At 73.8% G+C, this 21,516-nt stretch carries 21 protein-coding genes; 18 read left to right on the top strand and 3 right to left on the bottom strand.

The window, feature by feature from the left end:
* The first annotated feature begins 30 nt into the window (after positions 1-30).
* Positions 31-1,182, top strand: coding sequence for a flavodoxin-dependent (E)-4-hydroxy-3-methylbut-2-enyl-diphosphate synthase (gene ispG / locus BM223_RS09420; protein WP_038678163.1), 1,152 nt, complete (start codon positions 31-33; stop codon positions 1,180-1,182).
* Positions 1,183-1,226: 44 nt separating this feature from the next.
* On the top strand, positions 1,227-2,072 hold the full coding sequence (locus BM223_RS09415; protein ID WP_218030657.1) for a GNAT family N-acetyltransferase: 846 nt from the start codon (positions 1,227-1,229) through the stop codon (positions 2,070-2,072).
* Here the strand turns inward: BM223_RS09415 and BM223_RS09410 are convergent.
* Positions 2,062-2,688 (bottom strand): TetR/AcrR family transcriptional regulator, encoded by a 627-nt coding sequence (locus BM223_RS09410; protein ID WP_038678167.1) that lies wholly within the window; start codon positions 2,686-2,688, stop codon positions 2,062-2,064. The genes BM223_RS09415 and BM223_RS09410 overlap by 11 nt on opposite strands.
* A gap of 104 nt (positions 2,689-2,792) precedes the next feature.
* Between BM223_RS09410 and BM223_RS09405 the strand changes: the two genes are divergently transcribed.
* From BM223_RS09405 to BM223_RS09385, 5 genes are read left to right on the top strand one after another with little or no spacing between them, the layout of a single operon-like run.
* Positions 2,793-4,544 (top strand): hydroxysqualene dehydroxylase, encoded by a 1,752-nt coding sequence (locus BM223_RS09405; RefSeq protein WP_038678169.1) that lies wholly within the window; start codon positions 2,793-2,795, stop codon positions 4,542-4,544.
* 12 nt (positions 4,545-4,556) lie between these two features.
* Entirely contained in the window at positions 4,557-5,666 is a 1,110-nt protein-coding gene (locus BM223_RS09400; RefSeq protein WP_038678171.1) for a hypothetical protein, read from the top strand.
* 22 nt (positions 5,667-5,688) lie between these two features.
* A complete protein-coding gene (locus tag BM223_RS09395; protein ID WP_038678173.1) occupies positions 5,689-6,054 on the top strand; it encodes a DoxX family protein in 366 nt (121 codons plus the stop codon).
* Between the two features lie 47 nt (positions 6,055-6,101).
* Positions 6,102-7,880 carry a proline--tRNA ligase gene (locus tag BM223_RS09390; protein WP_038678175.1) on the top strand — a complete coding sequence of 593 codons (1,779 nt, stop codon included), beginning with the start codon at positions 6,102-6,104 and terminating at the stop codon, positions 7,878-7,880.
* A 14-nt stretch (positions 7,881-7,894) separates the two neighbouring features.
* On the top strand, positions 7,895-8,605 hold the full coding sequence (locus BM223_RS09385; RefSeq protein ID WP_052138471.1) for an HAD family hydrolase: 711 nt from the start codon (positions 7,895-7,897) through the stop codon (positions 8,603-8,605).
* Between the two features lie 294 nt (positions 8,606-8,899).
* Here BM223_RS09385 and BM223_RS28880 read toward each other — a convergent pair whose 3' ends face one another.
* Together BM223_RS28880 and BM223_RS28875 are read right to left on the bottom strand one after the other, a co-directional pair.
* Positions 8,900-9,364, bottom strand: a complete 465-nt coding sequence (locus tag BM223_RS28880; protein ID WP_052138472.1) for a DUF4439 domain-containing protein — start codon at positions 9,362-9,364, stop codon at positions 8,900-8,902.
* Positions 9,361-9,882, bottom strand: a complete 522-nt coding sequence (locus BM223_RS28875; protein ID WP_038678177.1) for a hypothetical protein — start codon at positions 9,880-9,882, stop codon at positions 9,361-9,363. The genes BM223_RS28880 and BM223_RS28875 overlap by 4 nt, the downstream gene beginning before the upstream one ends.
* Before the next feature lie 67 nt (positions 9,883-9,949).
* On the opposite strand from BM223_RS28875, the gene rimP reads away from it, so the two are divergent.
* The 11 genes from rimP to BM223_RS09320 all read left to right on the top strand — a co-directional run bounded on the left by rimP (position 9,950) and on the right by BM223_RS09320 (position 21,492).
* Positions 9,950-10,465, top strand: a complete 516-nt coding sequence (gene rimP / locus BM223_RS09370; protein ID WP_038678179.1) for a ribosome maturation factor RimP — start codon at positions 9,950-9,952, stop codon at positions 10,463-10,465.
* Positions 10,465-11,439: a transcription termination factor NusA gene (gene nusA, locus BM223_RS09365; protein ID WP_038678180.1), complete on the top strand. Its 975-nt coding sequence runs from the start codon at positions 10,465-10,467 to the stop codon at positions 11,437-11,439. Before rimP ends, nusA begins: the two co-directional genes overlap by 1 nt.
* A gap of 42 nt (positions 11,440-11,481) precedes the next feature.
* Positions 11,482-13,002 carry a beta propeller repeat protein gene (locus tag BM223_RS09360; protein WP_038678182.1) on the top strand — a complete coding sequence of 507 codons (1,521 nt, stop codon included), beginning with the start codon at positions 11,482-11,484 and terminating at the stop codon, positions 13,000-13,002.
* A gap of 97 nt (positions 13,003-13,099) precedes the next feature.
* A complete protein-coding gene (locus BM223_RS09355) occupies positions 13,100-13,453 on the top strand; it encodes a YlxR family protein (RefSeq protein WP_075018547.1) in 354 nt (117 codons plus the stop codon).
* A 96-nt stretch (positions 13,454-13,549) separates the two neighbouring features.
* Positions 13,550-16,426: a translation initiation factor IF-2 gene (gene infB, locus BM223_RS09350; RefSeq protein WP_038678184.1), complete on the top strand. Its 2,877-nt coding sequence runs from the start codon at positions 13,550-13,552 to the stop codon at positions 16,424-16,426.
* Positions 16,427-16,511: 85 nt separating this feature from the next.
* Positions 16,512-16,961: a 30S ribosome-binding factor RbfA gene (rbfA, locus tag BM223_RS09345; protein ID WP_038678185.1), complete on the top strand. Its 450-nt coding sequence runs from the start codon at positions 16,512-16,514 to the stop codon at positions 16,959-16,961.
* Positions 16,958-17,827, top strand: coding sequence for a tRNA pseudouridine(55) synthase TruB (truB, locus tag BM223_RS09340; RefSeq protein ID WP_038678188.1), 870 nt, complete (start codon positions 16,958-16,960; stop codon positions 17,825-17,827). Before rbfA ends, truB begins: the two co-directional genes overlap by 4 nt.
* On the top strand, positions 17,824-18,747 hold the full coding sequence (locus BM223_RS09335) for an exonuclease/endonuclease/phosphatase family protein (protein WP_038678190.1): 924 nt from the start codon (positions 17,824-17,826) through the stop codon (positions 18,745-18,747). The genes truB and BM223_RS09335 overlap by 4 nt, the downstream gene beginning before the upstream one ends.
* Before the next feature lie 32 nt (positions 18,748-18,779).
* Positions 18,780-19,727: a bifunctional riboflavin kinase/FAD synthetase gene (locus tag BM223_RS09330; RefSeq protein WP_038678192.1), complete on the top strand. Its 948-nt coding sequence runs from the start codon at positions 18,780-18,782 to the stop codon at positions 19,725-19,727.
* Positions 19,727-20,740 (top strand): hypothetical protein, encoded by a 1,014-nt coding sequence (locus BM223_RS09325; protein WP_038678194.1) that lies wholly within the window; start codon positions 19,727-19,729, stop codon positions 20,738-20,740. Before BM223_RS09330 ends, BM223_RS09325 begins: the two co-directional genes overlap by 1 nt.
* On the top strand, positions 20,737-21,492 hold the full coding sequence (locus BM223_RS09320; RefSeq protein WP_038678196.1) for a nucleoside hydrolase: 756 nt from the start codon (positions 20,737-20,739) through the stop codon (positions 21,490-21,492). The genes BM223_RS09325 and BM223_RS09320 overlap by 4 nt, the downstream gene beginning before the upstream one ends.
* The last annotated feature ends 24 nt before the right edge of the window (positions 21,493-21,516 follow it).

Here is a 21,516-nt window from a genome sequence, read left to right as displayed (position 1 = left end):
CCCGCCCCTGCGGAAAGTAGTCTTGACGTCATGACGTCGATCAGCCTGGGCATGCCGGCCGCCCCGCCGCCGGTGCTCGCCCCCCGTCGTACCACCCGCCAGATCCAGGTGGGCAAGGTCGGCGTCGGCAGCGACCACCCCATCTCGGTGCAGTCGATGACGACGACGCTGACCTCCGACGTCAACACCACGCTCCAGCAGATCGCCGAGCTCACCGCGGCCGGCTGCGACATCGTCCGGGTCGCCTGCCCGAGCCAGGACGACGCCGACGCGCTGCCCGAGATCGCCCGGCACAGCCAGATCCCGGTGATCGCCGACATCCACTTCCAGCCGAAGTACGTCTTCGCGGCGATCGAGGCCGGCTGCGCGGCGGTGCGGGTCAACCCCGGCAACATCAAGAAGTTCGACGACCAGATCAAGGAGATCGCCAAGGCGGCCTCCGACCACGGCACCTCGATCCGGATCGGCGTCAACGCCGGCTCGCTCGACAAGCGCCTGCTCGAGAAGTACGGCAAGGCCACGCCCGAGGCCCTCGTCGAGTCGGCGGTGTGGGAGGCGAGCCTCTTCGAGGAGCACGGCTTCCGCGACTTCAAGATCTCGGTCAAGCACAACGACCCGGTCGTCATGGTCCGCGCCTACGAGCTGCTCGCCGAGGCCGGCGACTGGCCGCTGCACCTCGGCGTGACCGAGGCCGGCCCCGCCTTCCAGGGCACCATCAAGTCGGCCACCGCCTTCGGTGCGCTCCTCTCCCGCGGCATCGGCGACACCATCCGGGTCTCGCTCTCGGCGCCGCCGGTCGAGGAGGTCAAGGTCGGCATCCAGATCCTCCAGTCGCTCAACCTGCGCCCGCGCAAGCTCGAGATCGTCTCGTGCCCCTCGTGCGGCCGCGCCCAGGTCGACGTCTACACGCTGGCCGAGCGGGTCACCGCCGGCCTCGACGGGCTCGAGGTGCCGCTGCGCGTCGCGGTCATGGGCTGCGTCGTCAACGGCCCCGGCGAGGCCCGCGAGGCCGACCTCGGCGTCGCGTCGGGCAACGGCAAGGGTCAGATCTTCGTCAAGGGCGAGGTCATCAAGACCGTGCCCGAGGCCGAGATCGTCGAGACCCTGATCGAGGAGGCGATGAAGATCGCCGAGTCGATGGAGCCGGTCGAGGGCGCCGAGCCCAGCGTCTCGGTCTCCTGAGCGGTCCCGTACCGGCGCCCCGCCGCGCCCACTAGGCTCGGGCCGTGTTGACGACCCGGTCCGGCATCCGCGTGCTCGCGCAGGCCGACCTGCCCGCGTTCCTGGCCCTGGCCGGGCGCGACCCCGTCGTCAACGTCTTCGTGCTGCACCGCGCGCACACCACGAACCTCGAGCCGCGCTGGCTCGGGGGCGAGATGTGGGGCCGGTTCCGCGACGGCGAGCTGGTCGCGGCCTGCCACGTCGCGGCGAACCTGGTCCCCGTCCAGGCCACCGCGGACGACGCGGCCCGGTTCGCCGAGCGGGCACTGGCCCGGCGTCGTACCGTCTCGACGATCGTGGGCCCGCAGGACCCGGTCCGTTCCTTCTGGGGCCAGGTCGCGCCGCACTGGGGCCAGCCGCGCGACGTGCGCTGGGACCAGCGCCACCTCGCCATCGACGCCGCGCCGGCGATCGCGCCCGACCAGGGCGTGCGCGCGGGGGTCCGCGACGACCTGCCGACGCTCTACCCGGCGTGCGTCGCGATGTACACCGAGGAGGTCGGCGTCTCACCCGAGGCCGGTGGCGGCGGCGACCTCTACCGGGCCCGCGTCGCGCAGCTCGTCGGCCGCGGCTGGTCGTTCGTCCGGTACGACGGCGGCGAGCTCGTCTTCAAGGCCGAGGTCGCGTGCGCGACGCCCGACGCGGCCCAGATCCAGGGCGTGTGGGTGCCGCCGCACCGGCGCGGCGAGGGGATCGCGACGGCCGGCATGGCTGCCGTGGTCCAGCAGGTCCGGGCCCGGATCTCACCGACGGTCTCGCTCTACGTCAACGACTGGAACCACGCGGCGCGCACGGCCTACGAGCGGGTCGGCTTCGTCGAGACGGCGCGCTTCGCGACCGTCATGTTCTAGGCGCCCGGACCCGCGGCAGCCCGCTCCACAGCAGCCGGGCCGCGACGTCGGTGACCTCGTCGAGCGTCGCCTCCGGGTGGTCCTGCCACCAGTTCGCGACGCCGTCGACGCCGGTGATGAGCAGCTCGACCACGACGGCGGTCGCGGTCGCCCCCGGCGCGAGCCCCGCGCGGACGAGGTCGGGGCCGAGCATCTCCGCGACCGCCTGGGTCCGCGCGGTGCGGTAGCTGCGCACCGCCTCGTCGAGGCCGGGGTCGCCGGTGGGGACCGGGTCGACGAGCAGCCGGCGGGCCGCGGGGCGCTGCTGCGCGAAGGACAGGTAGGCCGCCACGGTGGCTCGCATCCGGGCCCGGCCGGCGCCCGCGCCGGTGATCCCGGCACCGACCTCGGCGAGCATCGCGGCGTTCTCGGTGCCGAGCACGTGCAGGTAGAGCGCGCGCTTGTCGCGGAAGTGGTCGTAGAGGACCGTCCGCGAGACGCCCGCGGCGGCCGCGATGGCGCCGACCGACGCGGCGTCGTACCCGCGGCCGGCGAAGACCTCGACGGCCGCGGCCTCGATCCGCTCGCGGCGCGCGGGCGCGGTGAGCCGGCGGCGGACGGACGGTGTCGTGCTCACGGCTCCTCCTGGGCGCCCCTTGACCTGGTGTGGCGCGGGTCACGATACTCGGCGGCACGCACTTACCGACACCAGTGTCGGTTGAGATCATGGGGTGATCGCGGATGGCGCAGCGTCTGGACCGTCGTACCTTGCTCACGTCGTCGGCCGCGGTCGGCGCCGGCGCCGTCCTGGCCGGCACCGGCCTGGCGCCGGCGCTCGCCGCGACGCCCGGTCGCCGGGCCGTCGTCCTCGGCGGCGGGATGGCGGGGCTGACCGCCGCCCACGAGCTGGTCGAGCGCGGCTTCGAGGTGACCGTCTTCGAGCCGTCGGCCTGGGGCGGCAAGGCCCGGAGCATCCCCGTCGCCGGCACCGGGACCGGCGGTCGTGCCGACCTGCCTGGCGAGCACGGCTTCCGGTTCTTCCCGGGCTTCTACCACCACGTCCCCGAGACGATGCGCCGCATCCCGTTCGGCGCGGGCACCGTCGGCGACAACCTCGTCGCGGCGACCGGCGGCAAGTTCCTGCGCGCGGGGGAGCGGGCCGACGGCTTCGTCTTCGGCATCGGACCGGACCCCCAGCAGCTGCTCACCGTCGACGGCCTGCGCCGCTACCTGCGCGACACGCTCGGCGGCCGGACCGTCCCGCCGCAGGAGCTCGCCTACTTCGTCGAGCGCCTCCTCGTCTTCCTGACCAGCTGCGACGAGCGCCGCCTGGGCCAGTGGGAGAAGGTCAGCTGGTGGGACTTCGTCGGCGCCGGCCGGCGCTCGAAGGAGTACCAGCGCGTCCTCGCCGCGGGCCTGACCCGCAGCCTCGTCGCGGCCAAGGAGACGATCGCCAGCACCCGCACGATCGGCACCATGGGCGAGGCGTTCGTCTACAACATGATGGGCCGCGGCAACGACGGCGCGCTCGACCGGGTCCTCGACCTGCCCACCAACGAGGCCTGGATCGACCCGTGGACGGCGTACCTGCGCAGCCGGGGAGTGCGCCTGGTCCACGGCCGGCGCCTGGTCCGGTACGACGTCGAGCGCGGCCGGGTCGCTGCCGCCGTCCTCGCCGACGCCTCCGGTGCCACGACCCGGGTGGAGGCCGACTGGTTCGTCAGCGCGATGCCCGTCGAGCGCGTGGTGCCGACGCTGACGCCCGACCTGCTCGGCCTCGCGCCCGAGCTGAAGGAGCTCGGCACGCTGACCACCGACTGGATGGTGGGCATCCAGTTCTTCCTGCGCGCGCCGGTCAAGCTGACCCACGGGCACCTCACCTTCCTCGACGCCCCGTGGTCGCTGACCGCCCTCACCCAGGGCCAGTTCTGGGCCGACCGGACGATCACCCGCGACTACGGCGACGGTGCGGTCGTCGACATCCTCTCGATCGACATCTCCAACTGGGACGCGCCGGGCATCCTCTACGGCAAGACCGCCAAGGAGTGCACGCCCGCCGAGATCGCTGCCGAGGTGCTCGCCCAGGTCCGGGCCCACCACACGGCCGGCGACCTGCTGCCCGAGGGGATCGTGCACTCCTGGTTCCTCGACCCGGGCGTGCGCTGGGACGCCGCCCAGCGCCGCAACACCAACGAGACGCCGCTGCTCGTCAACACCGTCGACTCCTGGTCGCGGCGCCCGACCGCCCGGACCGGCGTGCCGAACCTGATGATGAGCGGCGACTTCGTGCAGACCGACATCGACCTCGCCACCATGGAGGGCGCCAACGAGTCGGCGCGCCACGCGGTCAACGCCATCCTCGACGAGTCGGGATCGTCGGCGGCGCGGGCCACGACGTTCCGGCTCTACGACCCGCCGGAGTTCACGCTGCTCAAGCAGACCGACCGGCTGCTGTACCGGCTCGGCCGGCGCAACCTGCTTGACCTGGGGTGACACCCTGCCTGCATGCGGAGCTGGGTGCTGGCCGTCTGCGTCGCGGCCCTCGGCCTGTCGGGATGCGCCGGCGCGCCCGAGGCCGACCCGGACCACCGGCTGTCGTGGCGTGAGCTGGAGCGTGCCGGGACCGGCAGCGACGGGCGGGTCGCCGTCCTCGTGTCGACGTACGCCGACGCGGCCGAGCCGCGGGGCTACCTCGGTCTCGTCGACAGCGAGGGCCGCACGGAGTTCCTGACCATCGAGACCCGGGCCGACGGCCTCCTCGCGGCGCGTGACGGCGTGCTCTGCGCCACCGACCGGCGCTGGACCTACCGGGTCACCGCCTCCGGCGCGCAGCGGACCGCCCTTCCGCGCGGCGGCGACGAGGCCTCGGGGCGGTGGGCGGGCGTGAGGTCCGACGGCGGCGGGTGCGTGAGCGTGGTCAGCGGGACCTCGGCCGAGGTGCGCTGGGAGACCGACGGGCGCGCCCGGCGCTCCGTCGTACCGGACATCCCGGGGCCGGCCGGCCTGTCGCCGGACGCGCTCTGGGTGCTCGGGGCGCCCGAGTCCGGACCCGGCCCGGAGACGCTCTACCGGACCGACCTCGCCACCGGCGAGACCACCGAGCACCTGTCCTGGGAGGTGGGGTCCGACACGCTCACCGACCTGTTCTGGCACGCCGGCCGCCTGGTCGCCCTCGACGCCGACCTGCGCCTGGCCGAGCTCGACCCCGTCACGCGCCGCGCGACCACGACGGCCCTCCAGCGCCCGGGCGCCGCGCCGTCCGGGGACCGGGGAGCGGTCGACCGCGCCGCGGTGGAGCTGCGCGCGGGCCACCTCGACGGCGACACCCTGTACGCCGGCACCACCGACGGCGAGATCCTCGGCATCGACCTGCCGACCAGGAAGGTCCGCGTCGTCGGCACGCTCAGCCCCGAGGCGGCCGGTGCCGTCGACGCGACCGCCGCCTGGCAGGGCGACCGCCTCCACCTGGTCCTGGTCGGTGGCGATCACCAGGTGGTGCTCGAGACCTACGACCTGACGACGGGGGAGCGGGTCGGACGCCAGGAGGTCGACGGCTGGGACGCGCTGCTCGAGGGTGACCGGGTCGTGCTCACCGGCGCGGCCGCGCTCGGGTAGGACCGGCTGCCATGATGGCGCCATGAGCCTGCCCGCCGGAGCCAAGGTCGTCACCGGAGCGTTCGTCGTCAGCGGCGTCGTCCACCTGGTCAAGCCCGAGGTCTTCGAGCCGCTGATGCCGAAGCAGCTGCCCGCGCACCGCGAGATCATCCTGGCCAGCGGCGTCGCCGAGCTGCTCTGCGCCGCGGGGCTGCTCGCGCCGCGGACCCGCAAGGTCGCCGGCTACGCCAGCGCCGCGCTGCTGGCCGGCGTCTTCCCGGGCAACGTGCAGATGGCGGCCGACGCGCTGCGCGGCGACAACCCCGGGCTCAAGGCGGCGGCGCTGGCCCGGCTGCCCCTGCAGTGGCCGATGATCCGCTCCGCGCTCAAGGCGGCGCGCACCGCCTGAGCGTTACTGGTTCGCTCCACCCGCACGGGCGGCCGTAGGCTTCGCCCGTGCTGATGCGGATGTCGACCCTGTTCGTTCGAACCCTGCGCGAGGACCCCTCGGACGCCGAGGTCCCGAGCCACCGGCTGCTCGTGCGCGCCGGCTACATCCGCCGCGCCGCGCCGGGTATCTACACGTGGCTGCCGCTGGGTCTCGCCGTGCTGCGCAAGATCGAGGGCATCATCCGCGAGGAGATGAACGCCATCGGCGCGCAGGAGGTCAGCTTCCCGGCGCTGCTGCCCCGCGAGCCCTACGAGGCGACCGGCCGCTGGACCGAGTACGGCGACAACATCTTCCGCCTCAAGGACCGCAAGGACGCCGACTACCTGCTCGGCCCCACGCACGAGGAGATGTTCACCCTCCTGGTGAAGGACATGTACAGCTCCTACAAGGACCTGCCCCTGAGCCTCTACCAGATCCAGACCAAGTACCGCGACGAGGCGCGTCCGCGCGCCGGCCTGCTGCGCGGTCGTGAGTTCACCATGAAGGACTCCTACTCCTTCGACGTCAGTGACGCCGGGCTCGACGCGTCGTACCAGAAGCACCGGGCGGCGTACGTCCGGATCTTCGACCGGCTCGGCTTCGACTACGCCATCGTCAAGGCGACCGCGGGCGCGATGGGCGGCTCGAAGTCCGAGGAGTTCCTGGCCAAGGCCGACGTCGGGGAGGACACCTACGTCCGCTGCACCACCTGCGACTACGCCGCCAACGTCGAGGCCGTCCAGGTCCGGCCCGCCGCCCCCGCGCCCTACGACGACGCCCCCGCCGCGCACGTCGAGGACACCCCCGGCACGCCCACGATCGACAGCCTCGTCGACCACCTCAACACGGCGTTCCCCCGCGCGGACCGCCCCTGGGTCGCCGGTGACACCCTCAAGAACGTGCTCGTCGTCCTCAAGCACCCCGACGGCACCCGCGAGCCCCTCGCGATCGGCCTGCCCGGCGACCGTGAGGTCGACCAGAAGCGGCTCGAGGGCCAGCTCGAGCCGATCGAGGTCGAGCCCATGGACGAGACCGAATTCGCCAAGCACCCGGCGCTGGTCAAGGGCTACATCGGGCCCGGCGTGCTGGGCGAGGAGGGCAAGAGCGGCATCCGCTACCTGGTCGACCCGCGCGTCGCCGAGGGCACCAGCTGGGTGACCGGTGCCGACGAGCCCGGGCGCCACGTGATCGACCTGGTCGCCGGCCGCGACTTCACCGCCGACGGCACCATCGAGGCCGCCGACGTCCGCGACGGCGACGCCTGCCCGAACTGCACCGAGGGCACCCTCGAGTCGGCGCGCGGCATCGAGATGGGCCACGTCTTCCAGCTCGGCCGCAAGTACGCCGAGGCGCTCGACCTCAAGGTCCTCGACGAGAACGGCAAGCTCGTCACCGTCACCATGGGCTCCTACGGCGTCGGCGTCACCCGCGCCGTCGCCGCCATCGCCGAGAACAGCCTCGACGAGATCGGTCTGTGCTGGCCGCGCAATGTCGCGCCCGCCGACCTCCACGTCGTCGCCGCCGGCAAGGACGACGCCGTCTTCGCCGCCGCCGATGCCCTCGTCGCCGGCCTGGCCGAGGCCGGCCTCGACGTCATCTACGACGACCGGGCCGGCAAGATCAGCCCCGGCGTGAAGTTCAAGGACGCCGAGCTGATCGGCTGCCCGACCATCGTCACGGTGGGCCGCGGGGTGGCCGACCCCGACAACCAGGTCATCGAGGTCAAGGACCGTCGTACGGGGGAGCGGCAGGAGCTCGCGCTCGACGGCGCCGTCGCCGCCCTGTCGGCGATCGTCCGGGGCTGAGCGGGGGCCGGGCGGTGGCGGTCGACGCGGTCATCTTCGACTGGGGCGGCACGCTGACCGCCTGGCACGACATCGACTTCCACGCGGAGTCGCTCGCGCTGGCGCAGGCGGTGCTGACCACCCCGGACACCTCCGACGACCACCACGCCTTCGCCACCCGCCTCCACGAGGCCGGCAGCGTGATCTGGGGGCGCAGCCGCGACCACCAGCAGTCGGCGACCATCGCCGACCTCTTCACGGCCGCCGGGCTGGAGCACGACGCCGACCTGCTCGACGCCTACTACGCCTTCTGGGAGGCGCACACGCTGACCGACCCCGAGGTGCGGCCGCTGTGGGAGTGGCTGCGCGGCGAGGGGATCAAGGTCGGCGTCCTGTCCAACACGATCTGGCCGCGGGAGTGGCACCGCGGCTTCTTCGCGCGCGACGGCGTCCTCGACCTGGTCGACGGCGACGTCTACACGAGCGAGGTCCCGTGGACGAAGCCCTCGCCCCACGCCTTCCAGGCCGCCATGGACGCCGTGGGCGCCACCGACCCGGCCCGCTGCGTCTACGTGGGCGACCGCCTCTTCGACGACGTCTGGGGCGCCCAGAACGCCGGGCTGCGGGCGATCCACATCCCCCACAGCGCCATCCCGGCCGACCAGGTCGGCCACACCGAGGGCGAGCCGGACGCCGTCGCGCACCGCCTCGCCGACCTCCCGGAGCTGCTCGCGCCCTGGCGCTGAGTGCCCCCGCGGGCGGTTCGCGCGACAGCATGTCGCGGCTGCAGGTTTGTGCACTGCACATTTATGAGGATCGCGGTTGGCACACGGCGGACGCGTTCTGTTGCATGATTGTGCACAGGTGCTGGTGAGCCCCACCTCTCCCTGCACCTGATGACCGTTGTCCCCGGTCACCAATGGTTCGCGACCCCGGCTTCGGGGGACGTCTCGGGAGTTCCCCGGATGTCGAGGTCGCGGACCGTTGGTCTTTTTGGCGCCGGTCCTCGCCGCTCCTCGCCGGTCCGTGGTGGCGGCGGCTCAGAGGCCGGGCAGCCGGTCCGGCGCCGCGCCGAAGCCCAGGCCCCGCACGGCCGCGTCGATGAGCGCGGCGACCGCCCAGCCGCGGGTCTCGCCGGTCGAGCTGGCGACGAGATAGGCGTACGTCGCGGCGGCAGCCTCCTCGAGGGAGCGACCGCGGGCGGTGACGGCGGCGGTCGAGCCGAGGTCGGCCGGCAGCTGGTAGCCCGGCTCGGCGGCGACCGGCTCGGCGCCGGCGGCGCGGATCCGGGCGGTGAGCTCGTCGCGCCGGGTGCGGTGCACCGTGTAGGCCGCGGTGACGGCGGCGTAGAGCGCCGGGGTGCGCGACTGCGAGGTCTGCCCGCCGAGGGCGCCGTACACGAAGACGGCGGCGTGCTCGGCAGCGAGGGTCTGCTGGAGCGCGGCGCTCGTCGGGTCCGGCGCGGAGGACGACGTCGGCGTGGGCGTGGGCGTCGGGGTGCTCATCCGAGCACCGCCCGCTGCTGGGCGAGCGCCGCGGCCATGGCGGCGAAGAGCTGGGCGAGCGCGCCGCTGTGGGCCTGGCCGGCCGCGGCGACGAGCCGCTCCTGGAGGTCGGCCTCGGCGCGCAGCAGCCGGCGCAGCGCCGCGGCCCGGGGGCCGGTGACCGGGGTGGCCGGCGGGGTGGTGCTGAGCGTGCCGCCCAGCTCGGTGGCGTGCGCGGTGTGCAGGCGGGTCAGCGACGCGGTGATCTTGGCGAGCCCGGGGACGGCCGTCCCGGTGGCGGCCACCAGTGCGCTCGTACCCGAGATCGCGGCGACGACGGTGTCGACGAGGGTGCTGTCGGCGTCCGCGGCGGGGGCGGTCGGGGTGACCGTGCCCGAGGCGGCGCCCGACACGCCCGGGTCGTCGTTGCGTCCGAGGACGTCGTCGAGGGCGTCGCACCCGCTCAGCGCCAGGGCCGCGCCGCCGAGGCCGCCGGCGACGACGAGCCGTCGGGAGACGGGAGGGGGGCTGGCGGGCACGCGGTGACCCTACCCGGCGGGTATCGTGGCCTCCGCACAGCCACAACAGGACACGGGGAGGACTCCCATGGGTACTCATTCCGCTCAGGGAGCGACTGCAGAGCGGATCGAGCAGGTCCTCGCCGCGCCGCTGGCCGCACTGGGCCTCGACGTCGAGGCGGTCGAGCTGACCCCCGCGGGCAAGCGCCGCGTCCTGCGCGTCGCCGTCGACACCGACGGCGGCCTGACGCTGGACGACGTGGCCGCGGCCACGAAGGTCATCGACCAGGTCCTCGAGGACGACGGTCCCGACGGCGGCAGCACGGCGATGGGACAGCAGCCCTACACGCTCGAGGTCACCTCGCGCGGGGTCGACCGGCCGCTGACCCTGCCCCGCCACTGGCGGCGCAACGAGGGCCGCCTGGTCAAGCTGACCCGGGCCGAGGGCGAGGAGTCGTCCGAGCTGGTCGGCCGGATCGGGGCCAGCGACGACGACGGCGTCACCCTCGACGTCGCCGGCAGCGAGCTCCGGGTCCCGTACGGCGAGGTGCGCAAGGCACTGGTGCAGATCGAGTTCAACCGCAAAGAGAAGGACGCCGACTGATGGACATCGACCTCAGCATCCTCCGGACGCTGGAGCGCGAGAAGGAGATCAAGTTCGACGTCCTCGTCGAGGCGATCGAGCAGGCTCTGCTCACCGCGTACCACAAGACCGAGGGCTCGGTCGCGCAGGCGCGGGTCGAGCTCAACCGCAAGACCGGGCACGTCAGCGTGCTGGCCGCCGAGCTCGACGACGAGGGCAACAAGGTCGGCGAGTTCGACGACACCCCTGACGGCTTCGGCCGGATCGCGGCCACGACGGCCAAGCAGATCATGCTGCAGCGGCTGCGCGACGCCGAGGACGAGATCAAGTTCGGCGAGTTCTCCGGCAAGGAGGGCGACATCATCTCGGGCGTGATCCAGCAGGGTCGCAACCCCGACGACGTGCTCGTCGACCTCGGCAAGATCGAGGCCCAGCTCCCCGCCAGCGAGCGGGTGCCCGGCGAGGACTACAGCCACGGCACGCGCATCAAGTGCCTGGTGATCTCGGTCCGCAAGGGCATGCGCGGTCCCCAGATCACGCTCTCGCGCTCGCACCCGAACCTGGTCAAGAAGCTCTTCGCGCTCGAGGTCCCCGAGATCGCCGACGGCACCGTCGAGATCTCGGCGATCGCCCGCGAGGCCGGCCACCGCACCAAGATCGCGGTCCGCTCGACCGTCTCCGGCGTCAACCCCAAGGGCGCCTGCATCGGCCCGATGGGCCAGCGGGTCCGCAACGTGATGTCCGAGCTGCACGGCGAGAAGATCGACATCGTCGACTGGTCCGACGACCCGGCGGCGCTGGTCGCCCACGCGCTGTCGCCGGCCCAGGTGCAGTCGGTGACCGTCGTCGACGCCGCGGCCAAGTCGGCGCGCGTGGTCGTCCCCGACTTCCAGCTGTCGCTGGCGATCGGCAAGGAGGGCCAGAACGCCCGCCTCGCCGCCCGGCTGACCGGCTGGCGGATCGACATCCACTCCGACGAGGAGTCGGCCGACTGACCGACGACGGAACCGGCGGCCCGTCCGGGCCGTCACTCCGTCATGAGTCGCACCCTGCCGCTCGGCGCCGCCCTGCTCGCGCTCGTCCTGGTCGCGAGCGGGTGCGGTGACCGACCGGCCCCGCCCGCCGACGCGCAGGGGGAGTGGTCCGGCCAGCGGCTGGCCGGACCGGTCGGCGCCGACCAGTCCCCGCGCCTGGTGACCGACGGCGACGACGCGCTCGTGCTGCTCGTCTCCGAGCACGGCCGGGTCCAGCCCCACGTCTCCCGCGACGGCGCGCCCTTCGCGGCCGGCACGCCGTTCGCGACCGGCCTCGACGGCTTCTTCGACGTGCTGACGCCCGTGCGGCTCGCCGACGGCAGCTGGTACACGGTCGCCACCGGCGGTGACGACTACGTCGTCCGCGCGCTGCGCAGCGCCGACGGTCTCACCTGGACGGTCGAGCCCACCACCGGCGTCACCGACCGGGCCGAGCTCTCCGCGCTGGTCGCGACCGCCGACGGAGTCGTCGCGGTCGGCGTGCGCCGCCACGCCGCGGACCCGAGCATGGGCGGCTTCTCGGCACTGGCCTGGCGCAGCGACGACGGTCGCGCGTTCACCGAGGTCGCCCTGCCCGGGGTGCCCGCCTACCGCGGCTACCGGAGCGAGTCGTCGGTCAGCGGGCTGGTGCCGGTCGCCGGCGGCGCGCTGCTCGCGACCGGCCGGGCGGGCCGGTCGGTGCGGCTCTGGCGCTCCGCCGACCACGGCGCCAGCTGGACGGTGGTCGACGACCCGCTCGTCGCCCGCGCCGACGGCATCGAGCGCCCGATCGCCGACGGCGACCGGGTGCTCGCCGCGGTGAGCGGGCTGAGCCACCCGACCCTCCTCTCGGACGACGGCGGGCGGAGCTGGCGGATCAACCGCGGCCTCGCGGTCCCCTTCGAGAGCGACGAGCCGGTCTGGCTGTGGCAGGCCGGCAGCCGCCTGCTGACCGTCCGCTCGCCGGCCGACGACGGCGTCGACTGGAACCGGCCCGAGGTCTGCTACGCCGACCTCGACCAGTGCCGCGCCGGCGCCGGGCCGGGCCCGCGGCTCGCGCTCAGCGAGGACGGCGAGCACTGGCGCGCGGTCGCCGGGCCGACGGACGTCGCCGCGGCCGCCGCGACCGCCGACGGCCGGCTGCTCGTGCTGCGTGCGGGTGAGAAGGGGGTGCTCGTCGACACCTGGCCGGCCGGCGTCCCGCTGGCCGACGCGCCTGCCCTGGACCGGCCGCGGACCGTCGACCTGGTCCGGCTCGCCGACGGCGAGCGGCCCGAGGTCGGCACCCGCTACGCCGCTCCGCTGTCCACCCACTGCGGGATCGACCCGATCTGGTTCGGCGAGCAGAGCTGGCAGCGCACCGACGACGGACCCGGCTACGACGGCGGCGACCGGCCACCGGCGGGCTGGCCGATCCCGCCGGGCGGCGGCGGGGTCTACGGCTACGCCACCCTCGGCGCCGACGGGGTGCTCACCTACACCGACGGCGACGGGACGGTGCTGGCGACGTACGAGAAGGCGGCGGAGCCCTTCCTGTGCGCGTGAACGCGGTTCCGGTGTGACCGAGGTCGCCCGCCGAAGGGGTGCCGGTTCGTGATCTGCACCGCCAGGGCGGTAGAGTCGACCCTCGGTGGCACGCCGAATGAATTCCCCTGCACGCCCTGACGACCTTCCCCTCGGGGAGCCCGTCCGGACCTGCATCGGATGCCGGCAGCGGGCCGCCAAACGCGAGTTGTTGCGGGTGACCGCCGGCTCGGGTCCCGATGGCCGCCCGGCCGTCGTCCCCGATCCTGACGGCACCGCACCGGGGCGTGGAGCGCACCTGCACCCCACCACCGGTTGCTACGACCTCGCGGTGCGGCGGAAGGCCTTCTCCCGTGCGCTCCGGCTCACGCCGGGCGCGGGTGGGCTTTCCAGTGCGCCGGTGGGGGAGTACGTCGCCTCGCTGATCGATCCGACCGAACCCGTCAACAGAGACTGGAGCAACAGCTCATGAGCACTCGATGAGTACCTCGCGATGAGCCAGTTCGTTCTGCAGCACCACCCATCGACGGTCTGAGATCCACCCGGGTCTTGGGCCATGAGGAGAAAAGTGGCCAAGACCCGAGTTTCCGAACTCGCAAAGAAGTACGGCATCAAGAGCGCCGACGCGCTCAAGATGCTCAATGACATCGGCGAGTTCGCCAAGACTGCGTCCTCGAGCATCGAGCTTCCTGCTGTCAAGAAGTTCGAGGACACCTACGGCACGGAGCTTCTCTCGAAGATGAAGCCCGGCGCCGAGGCGTCGGCCAAGCCCGCCGCCCCCAAGCCCGCTCCGGCCAAGAAGGCCGCGGCCGCCCCCGCTCCGGAGGCGCCCGCTGCCGAGGCGCCGGTCGAGGCCCCGGCCGCTCCGGCCGCCCCGGCTCCGGCCGAGGCTGCCCCCGCGGCCAAGCCCGCCACGCCCGCGCCCGGTCCGCGACCGGGCCCGCGCCCCGGTCCGGCCAAGACGCCGGAGCCCGAGCCCGAGCCGGTCGCCCCGGCCGAGCCCGAGCAGCCGGCCGCTGCCGCGGCGGCGCCCGAGGCTCCGGCCAAGCCGGCCACCCCGGGTCCCAAGCCCCCGACGCCCAAGGCTCCGGCCCCGCGTCCGGTCGGCAAGCCCGGCGGCACGCCGCGCCCGGGCAACAACCCGTTCGCGCCCAGCCAGGGCATGGGACGTCGTCCGTCCCCGCCGCCGCGCGAGGGTGAGGCCGGTCCCGCCGGACCGCGTCCCCCCGCCGGTGCCGGTGGTGGCGGCGGTGCCCGCCCGGGCATGCCGCGTCCCAACCCGGCGATGATGCCCAAGTCCCCGGCCGCCTTCGGCCAGGGTCCCGGCGGTCGTGGTCCGGGTCGTCCCGGCGGCGGCGCGGGTGGTCCGGGTCGTCCCGGCGGTCCCGGTCGCGCAGGTGCTCCGGGCCGTGGTGGCGCGGGTGCCGGTGCCGGTGCTCCCGGCCGTGGTCCCGGTGGCTTCGGCCCCGGTGGCGGCGGTCGTCCCGGTGGCGGTGGCCGGCCCGGTCAGCGTGGCCAGACCCAGGGTGCCTTCGGGCGCCCCGGCGGTCCGGCTCGTCGTGGCCGCAAGTCCAAGCGGGCGCGTCGCCAGGAGTTCGAGGCCATGGAGGCCCCGACGATCGGCGGCATGCGGGTCCGCAAGGGCAACGGCGAGACGATCCGTCTCGCCCGCGGCTCCTCGCTGACCGACTTCGCCGAGAAGATCGGCGTCGACGCGGCCTCGCTCGTGCAGATGCTCTTCCACCTCGGCGAGATGGTCACGGCCACCCAGTCGGTGGGCGACGAGACGCTGGAGCTGCTCGGTGACGAGCTCAACTACGTCGTCGAGGTCGTCTCCCCGGAGGACGAGGACCGCGAGCTGCTCGAGTCGTTCGACATCGAGTTCGGTGCCGACGAGGGCGGCGAGGACGACCTGGTCGTCCGTCCGCCCGTCGTGACCGTCATGGGTCACGTCGACCACGGAAAGACCCGCCTCCTCGACGCGCTGCGCAACGCCAATGTCGTCGAGGGCGAGGCCGGTGGCATCACCCAGCACATCGGTGCCTACCAGGTCCACACCGAGGTCGACGGCAACGACCGCCGGATCACCTTCATCGACACCCCGGGTCACGAGGCGTTCACCGCCATGCGTGCCCGTGGTGCCCAGGCGACCGACATCGCCGTCCTGGTGGTCGCGGCCGACGACGGCGTCATGCCGCAGACGGTCGAGGCGCTCAACCACGCCAAGGCGGCCGGCGTGCCGATCGTGGTCGCGGTCAACAAGATCGACAAGGAGACGGCCGACCCGACGAAGGTCCGCGGCCAGCTCTCCGAGTACGGCCTGGTGCCCGAGGAGTACGGCGGCGACGCGATGTTCGTCGACGTCTCGGCCAAGGCCGGTCTCCACCTCGACAAGCTGCTCGAGGCGATCGTGCTGACCGCCGACGCGTCGCTCGACCTGCGGGCCAACCCGACGCAGGACGCCCAGGGTCTCGTGGTCGAGGCGCACCTCGACCGCGGTCGCGGCCCGGTGGCGACCATCCTCGTCCAGCGCGGCACGCTCAAGGTCGGCGACTCGATCGTCGCCGGTCCGGCCCACGGCCGGGTCCGCGCGATGCTCGACGAGCACGGCAACGAGCTGACCGAGGCCGACCCGGCCCGGCCCGCGATGGTGCTCGGCCTCTCGTCCGTCCCGGGCGCCGGCCAGAACTTCATCGTGGTCGAGGACGACCGGATGGCGCGCCAGATCGCCGAGAAGCGTGAGGCCCGCGAGCGGGCGGCCATGCAGGCCAAGCGCCGCGTGCGTCGTACGCTCGAGGACTTCATGGCCTCCATGGAGAAGGGCGAGAGCCAGGAGCTCAACCTCATCCTCAAGGGCGACGTGTCCGGTTCGGTCGAGGCCCTCGAGGACGCCCTCGCGCAGATCGACGTCGGCGACGAGGTCAGCCTGCGGGTCATCGACCGCGGTGTCGGTGCGATCACCGAGACCAACGTCGACCTGGCCGCCGCCTCCGACGCCATCATCATCGGCTTCAACGTCCGGCCCCAGGGCAAGGCGGGCCAGATGGCGGAGAAGGAGGGCGTCGAGATCCGCTACTACTCGGTCATCTACCAGGCGATCGAGGAGATCGAGGCGGCGCTCAAGGGCATGCTCAAGCCGGAGTTCGAGGAGCACGCGCTCGGCCAGGCGGAGATCCGTGCGATCTTCCGCTCGTCCAAGCTCGGCAACATCGCCGGCTGCATGGTCATCGACGGGGTCATCCGCCGCAACGCCAAGGTGCGGGTCCTCCGCGACGGCGCCGTGGTGGCCGACAACCTCGACCTGGCCTCGCTCAAGCGCGAGAAGGACGACGCCGCCGAGGTGCGGGAAGGCTTCGAGTGCGGTCTCGTGCTCCGGAACTTCCAGGACATCAAGGAGGGCGACATCGTCGAGGCCTTCGAGATGCGGGAGATCCCGCGCTCCTGAGGCGCTGACGCTCCACCCGTGCTGTGCCGTCCGTCCCGACCCCGGGACGGGCGGCACAGCCGTTCGAACTGATAGGAATCAGACCATGGCCAGCCCGCGCGTACGCAAGATCGCCGACCGGATCCAGGTGATCGTCGCCGAGATGCTCGAGCGGCGCGTCAAGGACCCCCGGCTGGGGTTCGTGACCGTCACCGAGGTCCGGATGACCGGTGACGCCCAGAACGCCACCATCTACTACACCGTGCTCGGCGAGGACGCCGACCAGGCGGCCACCGCCCAGGCGCTCGAGTCGGCCCGGGGGATGCTCCGCTCCGAGGTCGGCAAGCAGCTCGGCATGCGGACCGTCCCGACGCTCGCCTTCGAGCTCGACGACGTCCCCGAGGCCGCCCGGCACCTCGACGAGGTCCTCGCCAAGGCGCGCGAGGCCGACGCCGCCGTCGCCGCGGCCCGCGAGGGCGCCCAGCCGGCCGGCGAGCCGGACCCGTACAAGAAGCCGCGCGAGGTCGTCGACGAAGAGGCCGAGGACACCGAGTGACGTCGTCCGGCGCGCCGTCCGGGCTCGTCGTCGTCGACAAGCCCGGTGGCATGACGTCGCACGCCGTCGTCTCCCGGGTGCGGCGCGCGCTCGGCACCCGCAAGGTCGGGCACGCCGGCACCCTCGACCCGATGGCGACCGGCGTCCTGGTGCTCGGCGTCGAGCGCGCCACCCGGCTGCTCGGGCACCTCATGCTGACCGAGAAGACCTACTCCGCGACGGTCCGGCTCGGGCAGGCGACGACCACCGACGACGCCGAGGGCGAGCCCACCGCGACCACCTCGACGGCCCACGTCACCGAGGACGCCGTCCGCACCGCGCTCGCCGCCTTCGAGGGTGAGATCTCCCAGGTGCCCTCGACCGTGTCGGCGATCAAGGTCGACGGCAAGCGCGCCTACGCCCGCGCCCGCGCGGGAGAGGAGGTCGAGCTCCAGGCCCGGCCGGTGACGATCCACGAGATCACGGCCGGCGGGTTCCGCCGCGAGGGCGACTTCCTCGACCTCGAGATCCGGGTGCGCTGCTCCAGCGGCACCTACATCCGCGCCATCGCCCGCGACCTCGGCACCGCGCTCGGCGTGGGCGGCCACCTCACCGCGCTGCGCCGGCACGCGGTCGGCGAGTTCACGCTCGACGGCGCCGTCACCGACCTCGACGACGTCGCGGTGCTGCCCCTGGCCGAGGCCGCGCGCCGCTCGTTCCCCGCGATCGACCTCGACGCGGAGCAGGCCCAGGCGGTGCGCTACGGCCGCCCCCTGGCGCTGGCGATCGACGAGCTCACCGGTGTCTTCGACCCGGCCGGCGAGTTCCTCGCGCTCTACAAGCCCGAGGGCGCCGCGGCCCGGCCCGCGGCGGTCTTCGTCGGGTGAGCCGGCGGCTCGGCGTCCTGCTGGCCCTCGTCGTGCTGACGGGGTGCTCGGCGGGCGCGGGGGAGCCGGGTCCCGAGCCGTCGTCGGGGGCGGCGTCGTGCGCGAGCGAGCGCCCCGCCGTCCGCACCTACGACGACGCCGTGGCCCGGCTGACCGTGGCGAGCTTCAACGTCGACCGGACCGGGCGCCCCCGGGGCATCGCGGCCGACGTCCGCCGCCTGCTGGGGCGCGACGACGTCGACCTGGTCGGCTGGCAGGAGGCCGACACCGCCGCCTTCGCCCGTGCGGTGCGGGACGTCCCGGGCTGGCGCACCGAGATCTTCGACGCCGCCGACGGGCAGCGCCAGGTGCCGATCAGCTGGCGCACGTCGCGCTGGGCGCTCGTCGCCACCGCGGCGCACCCGATGACCGAGGGTGCCGGGCGCGACGTCACCGACCACCCGTTCCGCCCGAAGTGGGCGACCGCGGTCACCCTGCGGCACCGGGCCACCGGACGGGTCGTCACGCTGCTCGACACCCACGTCCCGAACCACATCGAGACGGGCGACCGCTGGGGGGACAACGTCAACGCCCGCGCCGCCCGCCAGCACTACCGTCGGCTCGCCGACCTGCTCGGCCGGCCGGGCGGCGTGCGGCTGGCGACGGGGGACTTCCAGTGGGACCACCACGACGACCTCGCGGCCCGTCCGCGCGGCGGGATCACCGACACCTTCGCGGGCAAGGCGCGCAGCTCGTTCGAGGTGCTGGGGCTCACCGGCGTCTGCCCGAGCCGCAACACGCGGTGGATCGACTACGTCTGGCTCGACGAGCCGTCGCTCGCCGCGGGCCGGGCCGGGTTCGTGACGCACCGCTCGCTCGACGGCTACGCCTCGGACCACCGGCCAGTGCTCGCCACGATCGCGCTGCTGCCCGGACGCTGAACCTGCGAGCCCGATGTGGGAGAGTTGCCGCCGTGCGAGTGTGGCGCGACTTCTCCGAGGTGCCGAGCGATCTCGGCCGCACGGTGGTGACGATCGGCAACTTCGACGGCATGCACCTGGGGCACCAGCACGTGGTACGACGTGCCCGCGAGGTCGCGGCCGAGGTCGGCGTCGACCACGTGGTGGCGGTGACCTTCGACCCGCACCCGATCGCGGTGCTGCGGCCCGAGCACGCCCCGCCGACGCTGACCACGATCGACGGGCGGCTGCGGCTGCTGGGCGAGGCCGGCGTGGACGACGTCCTGGTCATCCCGTTCTCCCGCGAGATCGCCGGCTGGAGCCCGCAGGAGTTCATCGACCGGATCCTGCTCGCCGCACTGCACGCCAAGGCGGTCGTGGTGGGCGCGAACTTCCGGTTCGGCAACCGCGCGGCCGGCGACTGCAACCTGCTGCGCGCCGCCGGTGCCGAGCACGACTTCGTCCTCGAGGAGGTCAGCCTCGACGGCGGTCCGCAGGTGTGGTCCTCGACCTACGTCCGGACCTGCCTGGCCGCCGGTGACGTGGCCGGCGCCGCCGAGGCGCTGGGCCGCCCGTTCACCACCCGCGGCGTCGTCGTCGAGGGAGACAAGCGCGGGCGCGAGCTCGGCTACCCCACGGCCAACGTGCCGGTCCGGACCGGCGCGGCCGTGCCTGCCGACGGCGTCTACGCGGGGCGGCTGACCGTGCTCGACGGCCCCGACGCCGGGACGACGTACCCGGCGGCGATCAGCGTGGGCACGAACCCGACGTTCGCGGGGGAGCGGGAGAGCCGGGTCGAGTCCTACGTCCTCGACCGGACCGACCTCGACCTCTACGGCCGTGAGGTCGAGGTCGCCTTCGCCGACCGGCTGCGCGGCATGGTGCGCTTCGACTCGGTCGACGACCTGCTCACCGCCATGGCCGACGACGTCGCCCGGGCCCGCACGATCCTCGCGGACTGATGCCCGACCGCTCGCGGTCCGACGTCGCCGCCGCCGAGCGGTGGTTCGTCGACCACGGGCTCCCGTACTTCGTCGACGACTACCGCGCCGCCGTCGCCCGCGGGCTGAGCCGGGCCCGGCTGGTGCCGGTGCTCGCCGTGGCCGTCGTCGTGGGCGCGCTGGCCGGGGCGCTGACCGGGCCGTGGCTGGGCGCTGCGGCCGCGCTCGGGGCGGCCCTGACCGCGCTGGGCGTCGTCCTCGCGGGGTACGCCGTCGCGACCCTCCGCGCGTGGCTGATCGTGGGCTGGGCGGTGCGCCGCACCTTCCGGTCGCTGGGGCTGATGGTCCCGCTGGTGACGCGGGCGCTGCCGCTGCTGCTGCTCTTCGTCACCTTCCTGTTCATCAACGCCGAGGTCTGGCAGGTCGCGGCGAGCCTCGACGGCGGCGTGCTGTGGGTCGCGGTGCTGCTGTTCGCGGCGATGGCCGTCGGCTTCCTGCTCACCCGGCTGCCCGAGGAGCTCGACAGCGTCGACGACGAGGTCGAGGGCAAGCAGCTCGTCGACGCCTGCACCGGGACGCCGCTCGAGCCGGCCGCGCGCCGGATCGCCGCGCAGGTCGACCGGGTGGGCTCCGTCGACGCCGAGGTGAGCGGGCTGCAGCGGGTCAACCTGGTCCTCGTCCTGCTCGTCGCGCAGGCGGTGCAGGTGCTGCTGCTGGCGCTGGCCGTGTTCGCCTTCTTCATCGTCTTCGGCCTGGTCGCGATGGACCCCGACGTCATCACCCTGTGGACGACCCACCCGCTGCACCCGCTCGACGGCCCGCTCGGCGACCTGTTCGGCGACCGGCTGAGCCTCGAGCTGCTGCGGGTCTCGACGTTCCTGGCGGCGTTCAGCGGGCTCTACTTCACGGTCTACGCCGTCACCGACGAGCTCTACCGCCGGCAGTTCTTCTCGACGGTGATCCGCGAGCTCGAGCGGGCGGTCAGCGCCCGGGTGGCCTACCGGTCGCTGCGCGACGGCGAGGTCGTCGAGTGACCACGCCCGTCGTCATCGACGCCGACGCCAACACCGACGACGCGGTCGCCGTCCTGCTCGCGGCGGCGCACCCCGCCGTCGACCTGCTCGGGGTGTGCGCGGCGGACGACGACCAGGCCCGCGCGCTCGGCGCGCTGACCGGGTCGGTGACGGTGCACGCCGGTCCCGCGCGGCTCGGCGACCTGCTGCGCGCGGCGCCGGCCCCGGTCACGCTCGTCACGACCGGGCCGCTCACCAACGTCGCCGCCGCGCTGGCCGCCGACCGGTCGATCACACGTGCCGTCGCCCGGCTGGTCGTGCTCGGGGGAGCGCACCGCGCCGCGGGCGTGACGGCGCACGCCGAGCGCAACATCTGGACCGATCCCGCGGCCGCCGCGACCGTGCTGGCCGCGCCCTTCCGCGACACCTGGCTGGTGACCGCCGACGCGACCGCGTCGGCCGCGCTGACCGACGCCGACCTCGCCCGCCTTCGCGCCGCGGGAGCCGGCGCGGCGGCCGACCTGTGCGCCGAGCGGCTCGACCGCGGTGCGCTCGTGCACGACCCGCTCGCCGTGGCCGCGGTCATCGACCCGACCCTGCTGGTGACGCTGCGCGCTGCGGTCCGGGTCGAGTGCGCCGACCCCACGACGTACGGCGCGACCCGGTTCGCCGCGGAGGTCGACGAGAAGCGCGGGCGGACCACGGTCGCCGTCGGCGCCGACCGGCAGCGGTACGTCGACCTGCTGTGCACGACACTCGGAAAACAGCACTAAGTCAACCAAGTCAATCGTGTTACC

Source organism: Pimelobacter simplex (assembly GCF_900114845.1).
In the GTDB taxonomy this organism is placed as follows: domain Bacteria; phylum Actinomycetota; class Actinomycetes; order Propionibacteriales; family Nocardioidaceae; genus Nocardioides; species Nocardioides simplex.
The sequence above is the reverse complement of the archived record's forward strand: the minus strand, read 5'-3'. Positions and strand labels throughout refer to the sequence as shown.